This window comes from Dyella dinghuensis (genome assembly GCF_003977615.1).
In the GTDB taxonomy this organism is placed as follows: domain Bacteria; phylum Pseudomonadota; class Gammaproteobacteria; order Xanthomonadales; family Rhodanobacteraceae; genus Dyella_B; species Dyella_B dinghuensis.
In genome coordinates this window covers 1-15386 of record NZ_RYZR01000004.1, presented here as the reverse complement: position 1 = coordinate 15386, position 15386 = coordinate 1, and the positions used below count along the sequence as shown (strand labels likewise).

At 60.4% G+C, this 15386-nt stretch carries 17 protein-coding genes and 1 riboswitch; of the genes, 2 read left to right on the top strand and 15 right to left on the bottom strand.

What is annotated here, in order from left to right; translation table 11 throughout:
- Positions 1-13: 13 nt before the first annotated feature.
- Both EKH79_RS07055 and EKH79_RS07050 read right to left on the bottom strand, forming a co-directional pair.
- The gene (locus EKH79_RS07055) at positions 14-2422 is read right to left on the bottom strand and encodes a penicillin acylase family protein (RefSeq protein WP_126673108.1); all 2409 of its coding nucleotides are present in this window, start codon (positions 2420-2422) and stop codon (positions 14-16) included.
- Positions 2419-3120, bottom strand: coding sequence for a phosphodiester glycosidase family protein (locus tag EKH79_RS07050; RefSeq protein ID WP_126673107.1), 702 nt, complete (start codon positions 3118-3120; stop codon positions 2419-2421). The genes EKH79_RS07055 and EKH79_RS07050 overlap by 4 nt, the downstream gene beginning before the upstream one ends.
- 205 nt (positions 3121-3325) lie before the next feature.
- On the opposite strand from EKH79_RS07050, the gene EKH79_RS07045 reads away from it, so the two are divergent.
- Positions 3326-3814 (top strand): NUDIX hydrolase, encoded by a 489-nt coding sequence (locus tag EKH79_RS07045; RefSeq protein ID WP_126673106.1) that lies wholly within the window; start codon positions 3326-3328, stop codon positions 3812-3814.
- Positions 3815-4039: 225 nt separating this feature from the next.
- Here the strand turns inward: EKH79_RS07045 and EKH79_RS07040 are convergent, their stop codons facing one another.
- The 7 genes from EKH79_RS07040 to parC form a co-directional block, all read right to left on the bottom strand.
- Positions 4040-5245, bottom strand: coding sequence for a beta-ketoacyl-[acyl-carrier-protein] synthase family protein (locus tag EKH79_RS07040; RefSeq protein ID WP_126673105.1), 1206 nt, complete (start codon positions 5243-5245; stop codon positions 4040-4042).
- A 5-nt stretch (positions 5246-5250) separates the two neighbouring features.
- A complete protein-coding gene (locus EKH79_RS07035) occupies positions 5251-5502 on the bottom strand; it encodes an acyl carrier protein (protein WP_126673104.1) in 252 nt (83 codons plus the stop codon).
- Between the two features lie 202 nt (positions 5503-5704).
- Positions 5705-6154, bottom strand: a complete 450-nt coding sequence (locus EKH79_RS07030; RefSeq protein WP_126673103.1) for a DMT family transporter — start codon at positions 6152-6154, stop codon at positions 5705-5707.
- Positions 6151-6510, bottom strand: a complete 360-nt coding sequence (locus EKH79_RS07025) for an EamA family transporter (RefSeq protein WP_199754192.1) — start codon at positions 6508-6510, stop codon at positions 6151-6153. The genes EKH79_RS07030 and EKH79_RS07025 overlap by 4 nt, the downstream gene beginning before the upstream one ends.
- Before the next feature lie 10 nt (positions 6511-6520).
- Positions 6521-7363 (bottom strand): alpha/beta hydrolase, encoded by an 843-nt coding sequence (locus EKH79_RS07020; RefSeq protein WP_126673101.1) that lies wholly within the window; start codon positions 7361-7363, stop codon positions 6521-6523.
- Between the two features lie 85 nt (positions 7364-7448).
- Complete coding sequence (locus EKH79_RS07015; protein WP_126673100.1) at positions 7449-7931, bottom strand: RAD23 family protein; 483 nt, start codon at positions 7929-7931, stop codon at positions 7449-7451.
- Between the two features lie 105 nt (positions 7932-8036).
- Positions 8037-10277, bottom strand: coding sequence for a DNA topoisomerase IV subunit A (parC, locus tag EKH79_RS07010; protein ID WP_126673099.1), 2241 nt, complete (start codon positions 10275-10277; stop codon positions 8037-8039).
- A 113-nt stretch (positions 10278-10390) separates the two neighbouring features.
- Here parC and EKH79_RS07005 point away from each other — a divergent pair, with 113 nt between their 5' ends.
- The gene (locus EKH79_RS07005) at positions 10391-10855 is read left to right on the top strand and encodes a hypothetical protein (RefSeq protein WP_126673098.1); all 465 of its coding nucleotides are present in this window, start codon (positions 10391-10393) and stop codon (positions 10853-10855) included.
- A 15-nt stretch (positions 10856-10870) separates the two neighbouring features.
- Here the strand turns inward: EKH79_RS07005 and EKH79_RS07000 are convergent, their stop codons facing one another.
- The 6 genes from EKH79_RS07000 to EKH79_RS06975 form a co-directional block, all read right to left on the bottom strand.
- Positions 10871-11764 carry a TraB/GumN family protein gene (locus EKH79_RS07000; RefSeq protein ID WP_233590233.1) on the bottom strand — a complete coding sequence of 298 codons (894 nt, stop codon included), beginning with the start codon at positions 11762-11764 and terminating at the stop codon, positions 10871-10873.
- Positions 11751-12869 carry a cyclopropane fatty acyl phospholipid synthase gene (cfa, locus tag EKH79_RS06995; RefSeq protein ID WP_126673096.1) on the bottom strand — a complete coding sequence of 373 codons (1119 nt, stop codon included), beginning with the start codon at positions 12867-12869 and terminating at the stop codon, positions 11751-11753. The genes EKH79_RS07000 and cfa overlap by 14 nt, the downstream gene beginning before the upstream one ends.
- Positions 12866-13228, bottom strand: a complete 363-nt coding sequence (locus EKH79_RS06990; protein WP_126673095.1) for a DUF190 domain-containing protein — start codon at positions 13226-13228, stop codon at positions 12866-12868. Before EKH79_RS06990 ends, cfa begins: the two co-directional genes overlap by 4 nt.
- Positions 13229-13246: 18 nt before the next feature.
- Entirely contained in the window at positions 13247-13633 is a 387-nt protein-coding gene (gene crcB, locus EKH79_RS06985) for a fluoride efflux transporter CrcB (protein WP_126673094.1), read from the bottom strand.
- A gap of 68 nt (positions 13634-13701) precedes the next feature.
- Positions 13702-13777, bottom strand: a riboswitch (Fluoride riboswitch).
- A 29-nt stretch (positions 13778-13806) separates the two neighbouring features.
- The gene (locus EKH79_RS06980) at positions 13807-14910 is read right to left on the bottom strand and encodes a glycosyltransferase family 9 protein (RefSeq protein ID WP_158621211.1); all 1104 of its coding nucleotides are present in this window, start codon (positions 14908-14910) and stop codon (positions 13807-13809) included.
- A gap of 31 nt (positions 14911-14941) precedes the next feature.
- A partial coding sequence (locus EKH79_RS06975) for a hypothetical protein (RefSeq protein WP_233590231.1) occupies positions 14942-15386 on the bottom strand: 445 nt, incomplete at its 5' end.

The following is a 15386-nucleotide window of genomic DNA, read 5'->3' as shown; positions in this document are numbered from 1 at the left end:
TCACACGCTAGCGTCAGCCAGCAGCGGGCTCCAGCACCAGCGTGTATTTGGTCTCGCCGGGCAATAGCGGCGTTGGATGACCTTGTACCCAATCCTCATGACCTGCGCCGTAGAAGGGCGATAGCGGGTTGTCGCTCTGTCCACCCGGCATTTCCATGATGCCTTGATCTTCGTGGCCCGGTGCAACGTCCATGCGCTCGGAAGCACCAAAGCTCGGTGCGCCGACACGCGGCATGTTGTTGTCGCCCGGCAACGCGTCGGCGGGCATGTCGAGAAAGTGGCCGACAAAACCCGGCAATGCGCGCGAAAGCGGATGCCGGATTTGTGCGCGGTTGATCTCGCCCCACGTGCGCGCAGCAAGGCCACCCGGTTGCTGCCCAAGCGTGTTGCTTACATTTCGTGCTGCCTGCACGAGTAGCGCATGCCAGTCCTTGTAGGCGGGGTCGAGCAGATTGATCGGTTGCGTCTGGATCATTGCCCACACGGCCGCTTCCTGATTGCCGGGACCGGGCCAGTCGAAATCGGGGAAGCGTTGTTTGATCTGTGCGGCGAATGGCGCAAGTGCAAGCTTGTGTACTTCGTCGCGGAAGGCATGGACCAGCCGGTAATCCACGCTGGCTGTTGTCGCTTCGTTGCCCCAGGTCGACGTGAGTTGGCGCAAGGCATCGAGCGCGGGTTCGTGCGCATCCGCCAGCGTCTGTTGCAGCAGTTGCTGCCAGCGCGTGAGAAACACCGCGTGGTCGTCGAGCTGTATGTCTAATAGATTAGCCGGCGCAAAGTCGGCGCGTGCCTGCAGATCATCGCGAATTTGTTGCGCGCGCGCGCCGAGGTCCTGTCCGCCGTTACCAAGCAATGCGAAGTCCGTGTCGCCCACCGTGCGATTGTTGGCCGTCCACAATCGTCCTTCGGCAGGGTTCTCGATGCGCGGGTATTGCGCGGGCGCGGCCCAGCCGGTCCATCCGGTATTGGGTTGTGACCAGTCCGCCGGGCGAAGCGGGTCGAATCCGGTGCGCAGCGGAATGCTGTTGCCGGCGATGGTCCAACCAATATGTCCGGCACTATCCGCCACGACCAGATTTTGCGGTGGCATGCCCAGCGTGGGCGCAATGTCCAATGCAGCAGACACTTGATTGGCGTGCTCGAGTAGCATCGTGTTCAAGTTGTAAGCGTGAGGCTGGCCGCCAATCCACGACAAGGCAAGTGACGTACCGTCGGTGTCCTTCGCCATGACCGGTCCCCATCGCGTTTCTTCCACTTCCAGCGTATGCGGGGCGGAGCCTTTGATGCGGATGACTTCCTCATGCTTTTCGATCGTTGCCCAACCCTCAGGCACTTTGTAACGAGTGGAATCGTGCGGATCGCGCAGCACGCGAACCCAGTCCGACCAGTCGCCGTAGCTGTTCGTGAAACCCCAGGCGATCTGTCCGTTCGATCCGACGACGAGCGCTGGGGTGCCCGGTAGCGTTACACCCACCGCATCGCGTTGGCCGTTCGGCGCCGTTGGGTCGGGATAGCGCAGTCGCGCGCGGAACCAGATGTTGGGCACGCGCAAAGCCAGATGCATATCGTTGGCGAGCAATGCCGCGCCGGTATGCGTGAGGTTGCCGGCGACAGCAAAGTTGTTGCTGCCGGGATACGTTTCGTCCGTCGAGAAGTTCGACAGTGCGGCGACTTTTGCAGCGCCATCGTTAACTGCCGCTCGACGAAGATCATAAGCCGCCGCGTCGGGTACGACAGGTGACTGCGATACGTGGCCGCTCAGCGGCGCTTCCCACGTCGGGTCGGGCGAAATCAGGAAGTCCACCAGCGGATCGGGCAGTGCGGCGCGCATACGCGCAATATTGAGTTTGCGTTCTTCGCGGCCATCGCCGTTGAGATCCAGATACATCGCGGCGATCACCAGCATGGTGTCTTCCGATCGCCACGGTTGCGGTTGCGTGCCGGTGAGCATGTACTCCCACGGTTTCTCGCGCAGGTTCGCAAGGCCTGCATTAACGCCATCGCGATACACGTCGAGCGTGTGTTTCTTTTCCGGTGTCAAGGCCGCATAGGCCGCTTCTGCGACGGCACGCAGGCGATGACGACGATGATTGATGTCGGTATCCAACGCTGCGGGACCAAACAGTTCCGATAGTTCGCCGGCGGAGAGGCGACGCATCAGGTCCATCTCGAAGAAACGTTCCTGCGCGTGTACGTAACCAAGCGCATAGCCGACGTCGTCGCGGGATTGACCTGTCAGCGTGACTACACCCAATGCATCGCGATTGATCGTGACGGCATGGCCGATATCCGCTACGCGCCGTTCGCCATCCAGTTGCGCACGGCTACCTGCCAGCAACCACCAAGCCGTCGCGATGATACCGATCACCATGATCAGGATCAGAATAATCAGCGCGCGGAACCACCGAAAGCGACGTTTCATTGATTGGCGAACACCGCGAAGATGCCCGCGTAGGGCTTGACCATGAAGGTGGGAGCGCCCGAGTAGCCGGTGCCGTCGATGTAGAACTGCGAAATGCTGCCGTCCAGATATAGCGCATCGCGGCAACCGAGTTCGTCGCGGAAAAGCTGCGCAAACGTATGAAAATTCACCGGCGATTCGCTCACCACGAAAATCACCTGGTACGGCGAGTGTGCGCACACGCCACTGCGCCATTTCAGACTGCCGGAATCATCGATGAATTGATTGTTGATCTGCCCATCGATGACCAGCATCGGTCCGGATTGCGTCGCCAGATCGGCGGACTTTCCGTCCGCTTTGAAGTCGAGGCTGGTACGTACCGCGGCATGACCGTCGGGATAGATCGCGAACACGCCATTGGGCTGAATCGAAAAATTGCCCGCGGACGCTTTGCCACGGAAAAGATTCAGCGGTACCAGCGTCTTGCCGTTTTCCACATACAGGCCCAGCGGCGAGTACGACTGGTCGTAGATGCCCGCATTCGCTGCGAACATCAATCGCTTGCCGTTGGAGGCGCCCCATTCGCGCAGTGTTTGAATATCGCCGAAGGGTTGGCCGTTGTCGGGATTGTGCCAGTGCAGGGTCAACGTTTCGCGGTGCAGATCCAGCTTCACCACGGTGTAATCCTGGCCCTGGTAGCTCAGTTCGCGGCTTTCCATCGGATCGACCTGGTAGCTGCAGGCCGTGAGCGCGTAACACGCTCCGATCAGCGCGAGCAGGCAGGATATCCGGCGGCGACACAGCCGTTGGAGAGGCGAGAACGGGCGCATGGATAGATGGTGGCCGGGTCGAGGTGGCGGATGCAAGACCATTTGTTGAGCTTTAGCGCTTAAACTTCAGCTTTGCATTCCTGCGCACCGCCTCATGCCCTATACGCCTATCGTTGCCACGCTCGGTTATGTGCTCTCGCCAGATCGGCGCAAAGTATTGATGATCCACCGCAATGCGCGGCCGGATGATCAACATCTGGGCAAATACAACGGTCTGGGCGGCAAGATGGAGCCAGGCGAAGACATTGCCGAATGCATGCGCCGTGAAATTCGCGAAGAGGCGGCCATCGAATGCGAAACCATGCATCTGCGCGGCACGCTCAACTGGCCCGGTTTCGGCAAGCAGGGCGAAGACTGGCTGGGCTTTATCTTCATCGTCGACACCTTCCGTGGTGAGCCGTTGACGGAGAACCCCGAGGGCACGCTGGAGTGGATCGATGTCGATCAGCTGATGACGCTGCCGATGTGGGAGGGCGATCGCCACTTTTTGCCGCTGGTGTTTGACGAGGATCCGCGGCCATTCCACGGCGTGATGCCGTACAAGGATGGGCGCATGCAGTCGTGGTCGTTTACGCGGCTTTGAGACCGAAGTTTCCGGTCTTTTTCGTTTACTGATTCCAGCGAAGCCATCGAGCTACACACAATCCCACGGGATAAAGATCCCTCACGTCATTCCGGCGCAGGCCGGAATCCAGTGTCGTCGTCCTTGATTCGTGAGGAAGCATATAAGCGTTATCGCCGCTGGATTCCGGCCTGCGCCGGAATGACGAGCAAAAAGCAACGCCGTGTCCGGTTTTCTGGGTAACTCTTACGGCACACGGCGCAACGCGACAACCGCATTCAATCCACCAAACGCAAATGAATTGCTGACTGCAGCATTCACGGGCATGCGGCGCGCATCCAGTGGCACGTAATCCAGATCGCAGGCGGGATCGGGGCCAAGGTAGTTCAACGTCGGCGGCACGATGCCATGACGCAGGGCGCCAATGACGGCGATTAGTTCCAGCGCACCCGCCGCACCCAACGCATGACCATGCATCGGTTTGGTCGACGAAATAGCCAGCTTGCGCGCGTGCTCACCAAATACGCGATGGATGGCGGCTGTTTCGGTGCAGTCGTTCGCGGCCGTGCCAGTACCGTGCGCGTTGATGTAATCCACCTCCGCTGGCTGCATATTTGCGTCCTGCAGCGCGGCGGTGATTGCCGCGGCGGCACCGATCTCCGATGGCGCCGCGATATCGCCCGCATCCGCACTCATGCCGACGCCAACAAGCTCGGCAAGAATGGTGGCGCCACGCGCCTGTGCGCTCTCCAGCGTCTCCAGCACAAACATCGCCGAACCTTCGCCAAGCACGATGCCGCGGCGATTGATGCTGAAAGGACGGCATGTATCGGGCGACAGAACGCGCATCGCTTCCCATGCGCGCAGGAGGCCGAGCGTAAGGCAGGCTTCCGTACCGCCCACCACCGCGGCATCGACGATACCGGCACGCATCATCAGCGCCGCCTGGGCAATGGCGTGGTTGGAGGATGCGCATGCACTGGCCACCGTAAAAGTGGGGCCAGTGATACCGTGCGCCATGCTGATCTGACTGGCCGGCGCGTTCGACATGATGCGCACGATGCCAAGCGGATGAAAACGTCCTGCTTTGTCGGCGTAGAGCTTCTTGTACAAGCCTTCGCGCGTTTCTTCACCGCCGACGCCAACGCCGGTGACAACCGCCGTGCGTCCGTTGCGTACATCCAGTCCGGATTGTGCAATGGCTTCGTTCGCCGCCACCAGCGCGTACTGGCTCATGGGATCGAGAAACGGCAGACGCGCTTCATCGATGTACTGGGTGGGGTCGAAGTCGGTGACTTCTGCAGCGACGGGATTGTTGCGCAACAGACTGGCGTCGACATGATGAATCGTGTCGATGCCGCTGCGGCCTTCGACCATCCCCTGCCAGGTATCCGTGGCATTGTGGCCGAGCGCGCAGATCGCACCCATGCCGGTAATCACGATACGGCGCATGGACTTCAGCTATTGCCTTTCAGCGTGATTTGTCGCTGCACAGCATCGACCAGATGGCCGACGGTGCCCGCTTCGAAATCGGTGTCTTCGTTGGGTAGATTGATGTTGAAGTGTTCTTCGATATCGAAAATCACTTCGATGGCGTCCAGCGAAGCGACGCCGAGATCCTTGAGCGTCGAGTCGGCTTTGATCGTGGCGATATCGATCTTGGCTTGCTTGGCAATAATTTCGAAAATTTCTTGCTGAACGTTGCTCATGGATCGTTTCCCTGTTTGGCCCCTGTCACAAGCGTGACGAAGCGCCCGCGTGTTGTCCAGACAAAACTGCGTAGGTTCTTGCCGTCATAGTCTCCGCGCAGCCTTTCGCGAACCTTGTCGCCGGCGCATGCGTAACGTGAATATCTACTGGCCAGTTTGCAAATTCGGCGGATGCGATGATCCGACGACGAACGCGCAACGTTTAGCTTCCGGCGGTCACGCCCAGCGCGCCCTTGGCTTCGGTGGGCGCATCGTTTTCCGGATGCGCGCCGCTTTCGGCAAATGCCAGGCAGACGATGCCGAGCACGATCACGCCGGCGCCCAAAAGACGCATCGGTGTCAGTGCTTCATGGAATATCCACGCCGACGCAAACATCACGGTGACCACGTCCAGGTGGGTAGCCGCGAAGGCCGGGCCGATCGGTGCGTGCTTGAGCAAACTCATCCAGGTGAAGAAATTGCCCAGATAAGCGGCGAGCGCGATGTAGATCCACGGATGGCCGAACACGCGTTGCACCCATGCCCAGTTTGCCTCGGGCGGGAATGCGTGGACGCCGGTGTTCTTGAAACTAAGCTGCACGATGGTGTCGAACGCGAGCAGCAACAAAAAGCCGCAAAGATAAAACCGCCAGGTGCGTCCGCTGCCGCTCATGCGCCCAGCCCCACGATGGCAACGCCGGTACTGACCAGCAGGATGCCCGCTACGCGCAGGGGTGTGAGTTTTTCGCGGAACAACAACCAGCCCGCCACCATGATCACGACGATATTGATCGAGCTAAGTAGCACGCCCTCAGAAAGATCCACCAACGACAGGAAGGCGATCCAGAAGAGGATCTTGACGACGTAAGTGAGAATGCCCAGCCACATCCACGGACGACTCGCCATATAGCGCCAGCGCGCAGCGCCGTCTCCGGCCAGCGGATCGCTGGCGGCGCGCTTGAGCAGAAGCTGGCCGCCGGTTTCCAGCGACACACTGACCAACCACAACGTGGCGACAAGCGGAGTCACGGAAGTCCTTTCAGGCGATGGCGCGCGCACCCGGTGCGCAGCTTGAGGCAACCTTCGAAAAATATTCGGCGGTGCGGTGGATCAGCGTGCGGCGTTCACGGTCGATCGTGATCATGTGATAGCTGTCTTCGAGCAACAGCATTTCCACCGGACCGGACACGCTACGTGCAACGAGATACGCATTTTCGACGCTGGCGACGTCATCCTCGGTCGCATGCGCAACCAGACACGGCGCCGTCACCTTCGGCAACTCGCGTTTCACCACCTTGGCCATGGCGCGCATTTCCGCCAGCGACGGCCACGGGTTGCCCGGAAGGCCCGCCGCGGTGCTGTCGCCCGAGTGCAGCATCGTCTGACTGATCTGCTTGCGCAGGCGCTCGTCACGCAGCCCGTAGGGCTCCGTTTCGTAAGTGATGCCGTTTTTCCAGAAGCCGAGCTTCAACATCAGCGGAAGCAGGACGGAGAAGCGGCTGTACCACGGAATCGCCCAGCCGTCGTAGCGGAAGGTTGCGCCGTACACACCCACGCCGCGTACCCAGTCCGGATGATCGGCGGCAAGTTTCAAGGCGAGAAGCGCGCCCATGGAGAGGCCGGCCACGAACAGGTGGTCCACTTCGTGGCGGTATTTTTCCGCGGCGGCTTCGACGCTCGCGTACCAGTCTTTCCAGCCGGTCGCGAGCAGATCCTGCACATCGCCGCAGTGTCCGGCCAACTGCATGCCGTAGACGCTGAAACCTGCGTTATTCAGCCCTTTGCCGACCAGGCGCATCTCGGTAGGGGTACCGGTGAGTCCATGGATAAGCAGGACGCCGCAACGGCCACCTTCGAGGCGAAATTCAACGTTTTGGATCACTGAGGGTCTCTGCAAGGCACTGACGGGGCGAAATAATCTCCACAGTCTCGTGCAGAGTGGCTTTCCAGCCGCTTTCGATGTCCGATTAGTGGCCGTTGAAGCCGTTGAATTTGCTCACGCCGATGGAAATACCCACGGCGCCGGTGGGGTGATCGCAGCTGCCGGTATTCTGGACGATGTTCACGTTGCCGCCTTCGTACGTTCCGGTGCCGACATGGCTGGCGCTGACGACGCCCATGTTGACGTCGCCATGGACCTGGGCCTTGTTGTAGGTGGAATCGTCGCAGGCGGTGCTGGCGGTTTCGTCACGCCCGGGTTTGCCGCTGGTATCGCCGTAGTAAACACCCGGCGAGTCTTTGGAAGACGGGTGAGCGCCGTTGATGGTCACCATGCTGGCGCTGGGATTGGGTTGCGCGGTGCTGGCCTTCGCCGGTTGCGGAGCGGTCGAACTGGAGGCCGGTACGCTGTTGGCCGGAAGTTTCAGGTTCAGCGGCTGACTGGACGTTTGCGCCCACGCAGCCGTCATCAGCAGGCAGGACGCCAGGGCGGTGGCGATTCTTACGTTCATACGTGCTCCGGGGGCGTGGTGCCGGGGTTATCGATCGCATAACGCACGGGGATGTCCCGCCGTGCACATGCCCATTGGACGATCTGCGGTCTGGGGAAGTTCCTTTCAACCGGTGGTTTCGATGCGTTCCACGCGGCGCAGGCCGCGTGGCAGCACGCCGCCGCGGGTAGCGCGATTGCCGCCGTACTCGACCAGATCGGACCACTTCAGCGTCAACTTGCGCTGGCCTGCGAACAGCGTGATTTCACCCTTGCCTTCGGCGACCACCGCCACACCCACCACGCGCTCATCGCCGCTGGCGAGCTTGGCTTTCGGAATTTCGATGAGCTTGTTGCCTTTGCCCTTGTCCAGCTCGGGCAGTTCGGCCACCGAGAACATCAACAGGTGGCCTTCCGTCGTGACGACCACGATGCGATCGCGCGCAGGATCGGCTGTCACTTGCGGTGCGAGCACACGCGCATCGTCACCGAGCGTGATGATCTGCTTGCCGGCCTTGTTGCGGCCCGTCAGCGCCTCGAAGCGCGTGACGAAGCCGTAGCCGAAGTCGGTGGCCAGCACCAAGCGTGTGTCGTTGTCACCCGCGGTGATCGCGTCGAAGCGTGCGCCGGCAGGCGGCGTGAAACGACCGGTCAGCGGTTCGCCGTTGCCACGCGCGGAAGGCAACGTGTGCGCAGGCGTGGAATAGCTGCGTCCGGTCGAGTCGATGATGGCGACTTGCTGCGTCGTGCGCGTTTTTACGGTCGCAAGCAGGGCATCGCCTTCGCGGTAGGACAAACCTTCTGCATCGATGTCGTGCCCCTTCGCCGCGCGAATCCAGCCTTTCTGGCTCAGCACGACCGTGACCGGCTCGCTGGCGACCAGCGCGCTTTCATCCAGCGCTTGCGCAGCTTCGCGCTGCACCAGCGGCGAGCGGCGATCATCGCCGTACTTCGCAGCATCGGCGCGTAGTTCTTCCTTGATCAAACCCTTGAGCTTGGCAGGCGACTTCAGCAGCACGTTGATCTTGGCGCGTTCTTCTTCGAGCTGATCGCGCTCGGCGTTGATCTTCATCTCTTCCAGGCGCGCCAGCTGGCGCAGCTTGGTTTCGAGGATGTAATCGGTTTGCTCTTCGCTGAGTTTGAAGCGCGCCATCAGCACCGGTTTGGGTTCGTCCTCGGTGCGGACGATGCGGATCACCTCGTCGAGGTTGAGGTAAGCGATGCGCAAACCTTCCAAGAGGTGCAGGCGACGCTCGACTTTGGCGAGGCGATGATTGAGCCGGCGCGTCACCGTATCGATACGGAAGTTCAGCCATTCGGTGAGGATGCGCTTCAGATCCTTCACCTGCGGACGGCCATCCAGGCCGATCATGTTGAGATTGACGCGGAAGCTCTTTTCCAGATCCGTGGTGACGAAAAGATGCTGCATCATTTCGTCCGCATCAACGCGGTTCGAGCGCGGCACGATAACAAGACGGATGGGATTTTCGTGATCCGATTCGTCGCGCAGGTCTTCGATCATTGGCAGTTTTTTCGCGCGCATCTGCGCGGCGATCTGCTCGAGGATCTTGGATGGGCTCACCTGATGCGGCAGCGCCGTGATCACGATGTTGCCGTCTTCACGCGCGTAGACTGCGCGGGCGCGGATCGAACCGCCGCCCGTGTGGTACATCGCAAGCAGTTCGTTGCGCGGGGTGATGATTTCCGCTTGAGTCGGATAATCCGGTCCGCGCACGTGTTCGCAAAGATCTGCGATAGTGGCGTCCGGATCGTCCAGCAGGCGGATGCACGCGCTGACGATTTCGCGCAGATTGTGCGGCGGAATGTCGGTGGCCATGCCCACCGCGATACCCATCGAGCCATTGAGCAACACATGAGGCAGGCGTGCAGGCAACCAGCTGGGTTCTTCCAGGGTGCCGTCGAAGTTGGGCACCCAGTCCACGGTACCTTGACCGATCTCGCCCAGCAGCACATCGGCAATCGGATTGAGCTTGGACTCGGTATAACGCATGGCCGCGAAGCTTTTCGGATCATCGGGCGAGCCGAAGTTGCCCTGACCGTCGATCAGCGGATAGCGATACGAGAACGGCTGCGCCATGAGCACCATCGCTTCGTAGCAGGCGCTGTCGCCGTGCGGATGGAACTTACCGATCACGTCACCGACCGTACGCGCCGATTTTTTTGGCTTGGCACCGGCGGCCAGACCAAGCTCGCTCATCGCGAAGATGATGCGGCGTTGCACCGGCTTCAGCCCGTCGCCCACGAAGGGCAGGGCGCGATCCAGCACCACGTACATCGAGTAATCGAGGTAAGCCCGCTCGGCGTATTCCTTGAGCGGGATCTGTTCGTAATTGGCTTGCAAGTTCATGGGGAATATCTTCGGAGGCGCGGGGCGCCATAGCGGGGAGGATGGTGCCAGATGGCGGGCGCCTTAGGCTAGAATGCCCGACGGCTCGAACATCCATGACTGGACGAAAACCAATGCAATTTCAACGCACAATCGCAGTTGCAGTGGCCTGCGTCCTGTTCTCGGGATGCGCGCTGGTCGGAGGCCGGCGCCCCGAACTTGGTTATTCGGATAAAAATCATCCCAAGTCGGACACGGCACTTATCGTCTGCGCAGAGCAAGAGCCGGCGTACTTGTGCGGCATCACGGGTGTGGACGACAAGAGCACCTGGACCCAATACGACGGCGGCAAAACACCGTGGGTGCGCGTGTTGCCGGGCGATCGCGTCGTGCGGCTCACCTTGTCGAACAACCACCTGATCAACCGTCCGTGGCTGAAGATGAGCGGCATACAGGCAGGTCATGTTTATCGCATCACGGCGGGCTTCGACGGAAAGGCCGTGACGGCGTCTTACGTCGATCTCGGCAAGATGGACAGCTACACCCTCCATATCCGCCGTCTGCCACTCAGTCCCAAGGCAGTCACCGCGGACTTTTGATGGCGGCGCAGCAGATTAATCCTGCTGCACGACAACCCCCAGCTTGGCCAATTGCGCCTGGACACTGTCTGGGCCTGCAAGATGCGCGGCGCCGACGGCGATGAATATGGTGCCGGGCTGCCGAATCATCATGTCCTTGATCTTCGCTGCCCAGTTTTCGTTGCGCTCGACGATCAGCTGTTGATAGAGCTCTGGCTCGCGTGTTTTGAGCTCGTCGTTCTCCAGCTTCGCGATGGCGGCGACATTGCCCTGTTTCCACTCGTTAACGAGTGAGCGAAGTTCTTCGGTGCTTTTGTCGACGTCACGCAGCGTGTCACGCAAAAAGGCCAGTTGCATCGGCGAAGACAGATTCGCGAGAAATTGAATTTGCTGTTCTGCCGTTTCCAATCCGTATACAGGCTTGCCTGCGGCACTCATGTCTGTCTTCAGTTGTTTGTCCACACCTTGCGACGGGTCCATGCCGGCCTTCATCAACGGTGCCACCGACAACGTCAACGCCGCCAGCCAGGGCTTCATCGGCTGCAGCGTTTGCGCGCCGCCGGGTAAGCCAGCTACTTGTGCGGCTTTGGCGAGCGCATCGTTTTCGTTCTGGCTCAGTTGTGTGGACAGCGGATGTTCCGCATCCAGGCCGTAACGCAGTATCAGTGGCGCGATGGATGCCTGATCGTCATCCGTCAGCTCGATATAGAGGGACTTGCTTTGCGAAAGCGCTTGATCGAGCGCCGGGAAACGCCAGTTCGTATCGCTGGGCAGCAGATGGACGGTGCCGAAGAGATAGATCGTGCTGTTGCCGATTTTTGCCTGCCAAAGAACAGGGTGTGCGAAGGCGTTGCCGCACAGCAGAAAAAGGAAAGGCAGCAGAACAAGCAAACGATGATGGATGCGCATGAATGACTCAGCGAGGGACACGGTAACCTCCGGCGACGCCGTGCGGGCTCAAGGTCAGTTGCCACAGTTGATCGCGACGGCTGCGGAACACGGCGGACGATACGGAGAGATAGAACCGCCACATCCGGCGGAAGCGTTCGTCATAGCGGGTTGAGAGCGATGGCCACGCGGCGTCGAAGTTCGCGCGCCATGCGGTAAGTGTGCGGTCGTAATCGGCACCGAAATTGTGCCAGTCCTCCACCACGAACAAACCCTCCAGCGCTGCTGCCACCTGACTGGCCGCAGGAATCATCGAATTCGGGAAGATGTACTTTTCGATCCACGGATCCGGACGCCCCGGCGACTGGTTGCTGCCGATGCAATGCAACAGGAACAAACCATCGCTTTTGAGGCAGCGGCGTGCGACTTCGAAGTACTCGCGATAATTCTTGCCGCCCACGTGCTCAAACATGCCAATCGACATGATCGCATCGAACGAATCGTCGAGTTCCCGGTAATCCTGCAAGCGAATCTCTATCGGCAAGCCGTGGCACAGTTCACGCGACAGTTCGGCCTGCTCGTGCGAAACGGTAATGCCCACGCCGCTTACGCCATAACGTTCTGCCGCAAACTTCAGCGCTTCGCCCCAGCCGCTGCCGATATCGAGCACGCGCATGCCAGGCTTCAATTGCAATTTCCGGCAGATCAGATCGAGCTTGGCTTCCTGCGCGTCGTCCAGATTGTTCGCTTGCGCCCAATAACCGCAGGAATACACCATGTACTTGCCGAGCATGGCTTTGAATAGATCGTTGCCAAGGTCGTAATGCAGCTTGCCGATGTCGAAGGCATGCTCGCCGCGCTGCATGTTGATGAAGCGTGCTTTCAGATGCGCGATCAGGGTATCGAGCGTCTTGAGGTGTTCGTCCAGATGGGTGGTCAGAATTTTGGTGAAGAAGCCGGGCAGATCCTCGGCGTCCCACCATGCATCCATGTATGCCTCGCCCAGGCCGAGCGAACCGTGTGCAAAGACGCGTGCATAAAGCTGATCGTCATGCACGCGAATATCGGTGGGTGCGTTGCCATCGATATGCACGCCGGCCATGTCGAGGAGTTCGGCGGCACGCTGCCTCAGCGAATCCTGATTCATGCATGTTGACCCTTGCCCAGTAGGCCGAAGTTTACCGGAGACCATGCGTAAACGAGGTCAACGCCCGCGTTACGCACCTGGTCCAGCAACGTCTGTGCATTTTGCTCGCTGAGCAGAAACTCGATCTTTTGCGGAAGATCGTCGGCGAGTTCAAAAAAGGCTTCGTGGTGGATGACGCCATGCCGTCCGTACCCGGCCGTCGCCCGGAATACCGAGCCGCCGCCGAGCTTCAGGCGCTTGGCCAAGCCCAGTAGCCATTCGGACACCAGCAGACCGTCGTGCTTGGCGTGGACGTGTGTGTAGAACCTGAGAAAGACGCCGTTGGCCGCGGGACTGTCGAGCGAGATGTTGTTGCTCATGGCGTTGCTCTCTCCCTTTCAATGACGCAGCAAACCGCGCGTCAGGAAAATGCCCAGGATGGTCATGGCCAGACTGCCGAAAAGATGCACGGCGATATGCATACCAAACCAGAGGTATTGCCCGCGTAATAACAGCGTGTCGGCTTCGGCGGAAAAGGTAGAGAAGGTGGTCAGGCCGCCGAGAAAGCCGGTCATGATCAGCAGCCGCAGCTCCGGCGGTAAGGTCTGAAAATGCTCGAAGATACCCATCATGCAGCCCATCAGCAGGCCGCCACTCAGGTTCGCCGCGAGCGTACCCAGCGGAACGGTGGGAAAGATGGGATTGAGCAGTACGCCGAGTATCCAGCGCAGCCAACATCCGAAGGCGCCGCCGATACCGACGGCAAGAAATCCGGTCATGCTCACGTTGTGTTGCCTCCTGTTTGCCTTGGTCCCATTCCACGGCAACAGGCACGCCTGCGCCGCCGGAATCCGGTGGTGCAGGCATCATCAACCTTTCGGTGGTTTGTTCCACAATGGAACGGGAGGCATGCCATCTCCCACATGCCAGCATCCTATCCGATGCCGGTGGGGGCGGGTCAAATGCTCCCGCCGGGCGTGAACTCGGGCATGGCGGCGATCATCTGTGCCACATCTTCGGGTGCCATGCCATGTGCGGCAATGGTGTGGCGGCCGCGGCCGTAGGGACCCCATTCGCCGCCGTTGGTGACGGTGAAGATGCCCATGGTCGGTACATCCGACGCACAGGCCAGATGCATGATGCCGCAGTCCGCGCTGATATAGACGGCCAAACCGGACAGTACGCTGGCCAGCTTGCGCAAGTCGCTGGAAAAATACGCGGGGTATTTCGAGCTGAGCATCGATTTGCCCGAGGCGGGAACGATCTCGACAAAACTGTAGTCCGGGTGTTGGGCTTGCAGCACCTGCAGGAAGCGCGTCCACCATGCTTCGCCCAGCAACTTCGGGCCGGTCGCATTGCCAAAGATGCCGATGATGCCGCGGCCCGGCGATTCGATACCGCTGGCGGCCAGCGACCGGGTGAGTGCTTCGCGTCCCTGTTCGCGTTCCACCGCGCTCAGGCGGATATCCGGCACGGGATATTCCGCTGCGGTGTCGCGGCCCATCGCGCTGCGCAGCAGATAGACCGGGCGACGTCCCTTGCTTTCGAGATGGGAGGGCAGCGGCACGGCATGCGTGATTTCGCCGTGCTTCTTCGGGCTGCTGAAGCCAAGCGTGTAGGTCGAGTTCGACAACAGCATCAGCAGGCGGCCGGTTTGCGACAGCGGGTCTGCATCGATCGCCAGGTCATAGCGAATCTTGCGCATGCGCTTGAGTGTGCCGAAGAACTGAAACGGATGGCCCACGCCATGCGCAGGCATCGTGAAGATGTTTTGCACGCTGAAGTAGTGGCCGTAAACGTCTTTCGCGATGGGGCTGCGCGTAAGAATGTCGATCTCTGCCGCCGGGTAGACCTTTTCCAGCTCAGCCAGCAGTGGTGTCAGCAACAGCGTGTTGCCCAGGCTGTGGCTGACATGGCAAACCAGAATGCGATAGACGCCTTTTGCCGGCAGCGGATCGGAAGTGGGCTGCCCATGATTGCCGAAGACAAGGCGCATCAGCCGCCGCGCAACGCGACGGCGAAAGTCGTTGATGGGGTCGTAGTAGCGCGTGTTCTTCAGCACAGTGGGTTTCGCGGCGGTTGGGCGAGGGCGACTATACCGGTTCGCCATCCTTGGTAAGCAGACCGCGCGCAACTAACCAGTCGCGCGCGTTTTCGGCGTCCTGTTCGAACCAGGCGCGGGCGGACCCAAGCCGGAAGGAATAACCCCAGGCATCCATGTCGGACATGATGCGTTGGCGCCCCACACCGGGAAGGGTGTCGCCCAGCACGATCTGCAAATAACAGACGGCGTCTTCTTCGGCGATGGAATCTGTGGCGTCGGTGTGAACCTCTTCCCGACGCTCCGGCGGCAGCACGATCAGGTGACCGGCTTCGTGCAAGAGCGAATGGACGGGCGTATCGCTGCGGGCATACACGGTATTGCCGATGATGCCGGCTTCGTCTTCGCCCCAGAAGCTGCCCGGGATCGGTACGCCATCCGCGACGTAAACGAGCGTCAGGCCATGGCGCGCAAGCAACGACTCGATGGCGTTGCTA

Coding starts and splice junctions, on each gene's coding strand:
- EKH79_RS07050 (WP_126673107.1), bottom strand. CDS start 3,120: ATGGAAAGCCGCGAACTGAGCTACCAGGGCCAGGATTACACCGTGGTG.
- EKH79_RS07055 (WP_126673108.1), bottom strand. CDS start 2,422: ATGAAACGTCGCTTTCGGTGGTTCCGCGCGCTGATTATTCTGATCCTG.
- EKH79_RS07015 (WP_126673100.1), bottom strand. CDS start 7,931: ATGAACGTAAGAATCGCCACCGCCCTGGCGTCCTGCCTGCTGATGACG.
- cfa (WP_126673096.1), bottom strand. CDS start 12,869: ATGAATCAGGATTCGCTGAGGCAGCGTGCCGCCGAACTCCTCGACATG.
- EKH79_RS07045 (WP_126673106.1), top strand. CDS start 3,326: ATGCCCTATACGCCTATCGTTGCCACGCTCGGTTATGTGCTCTCGCCA.
- EKH79_RS07040 (WP_126673105.1), bottom strand. CDS start 5,245: ATGCGCCGTATCGTGATTACCGGCATGGGTGCGATCTGCGCGCTCGGC.
- EKH79_RS07035 (WP_126673104.1), bottom strand. CDS start 5,502: ATGAGCAACGTTCAGCAAGAAATTTTCGAAATTATTGCCAAGCAAGCC.
- EKH79_RS06990 (WP_126673095.1), bottom strand. CDS start 13,228: ATGAGCAACAACATCTCGCTCGACAGTCCCGCGGCCAACGGCGTCTTT.
- EKH79_RS07005 (WP_126673098.1), top strand. CDS start 10,391: ATGCAATTTCAACGCACAATCGCAGTTGCAGTGGCCTGCGTCCTGTTC.
- EKH79_RS07030 (WP_126673103.1), bottom strand. CDS start 6,154: ATGAGCGGCAGCGGACGCACCTGGCGGTTTTATCTTTGCGGCTTTTTG.
- parC (WP_126673099.1), bottom strand. CDS start 10,277: ATGAACTTGCAAGCCAATTACGAACAGATCCCGCTCAAGGAATACGCC.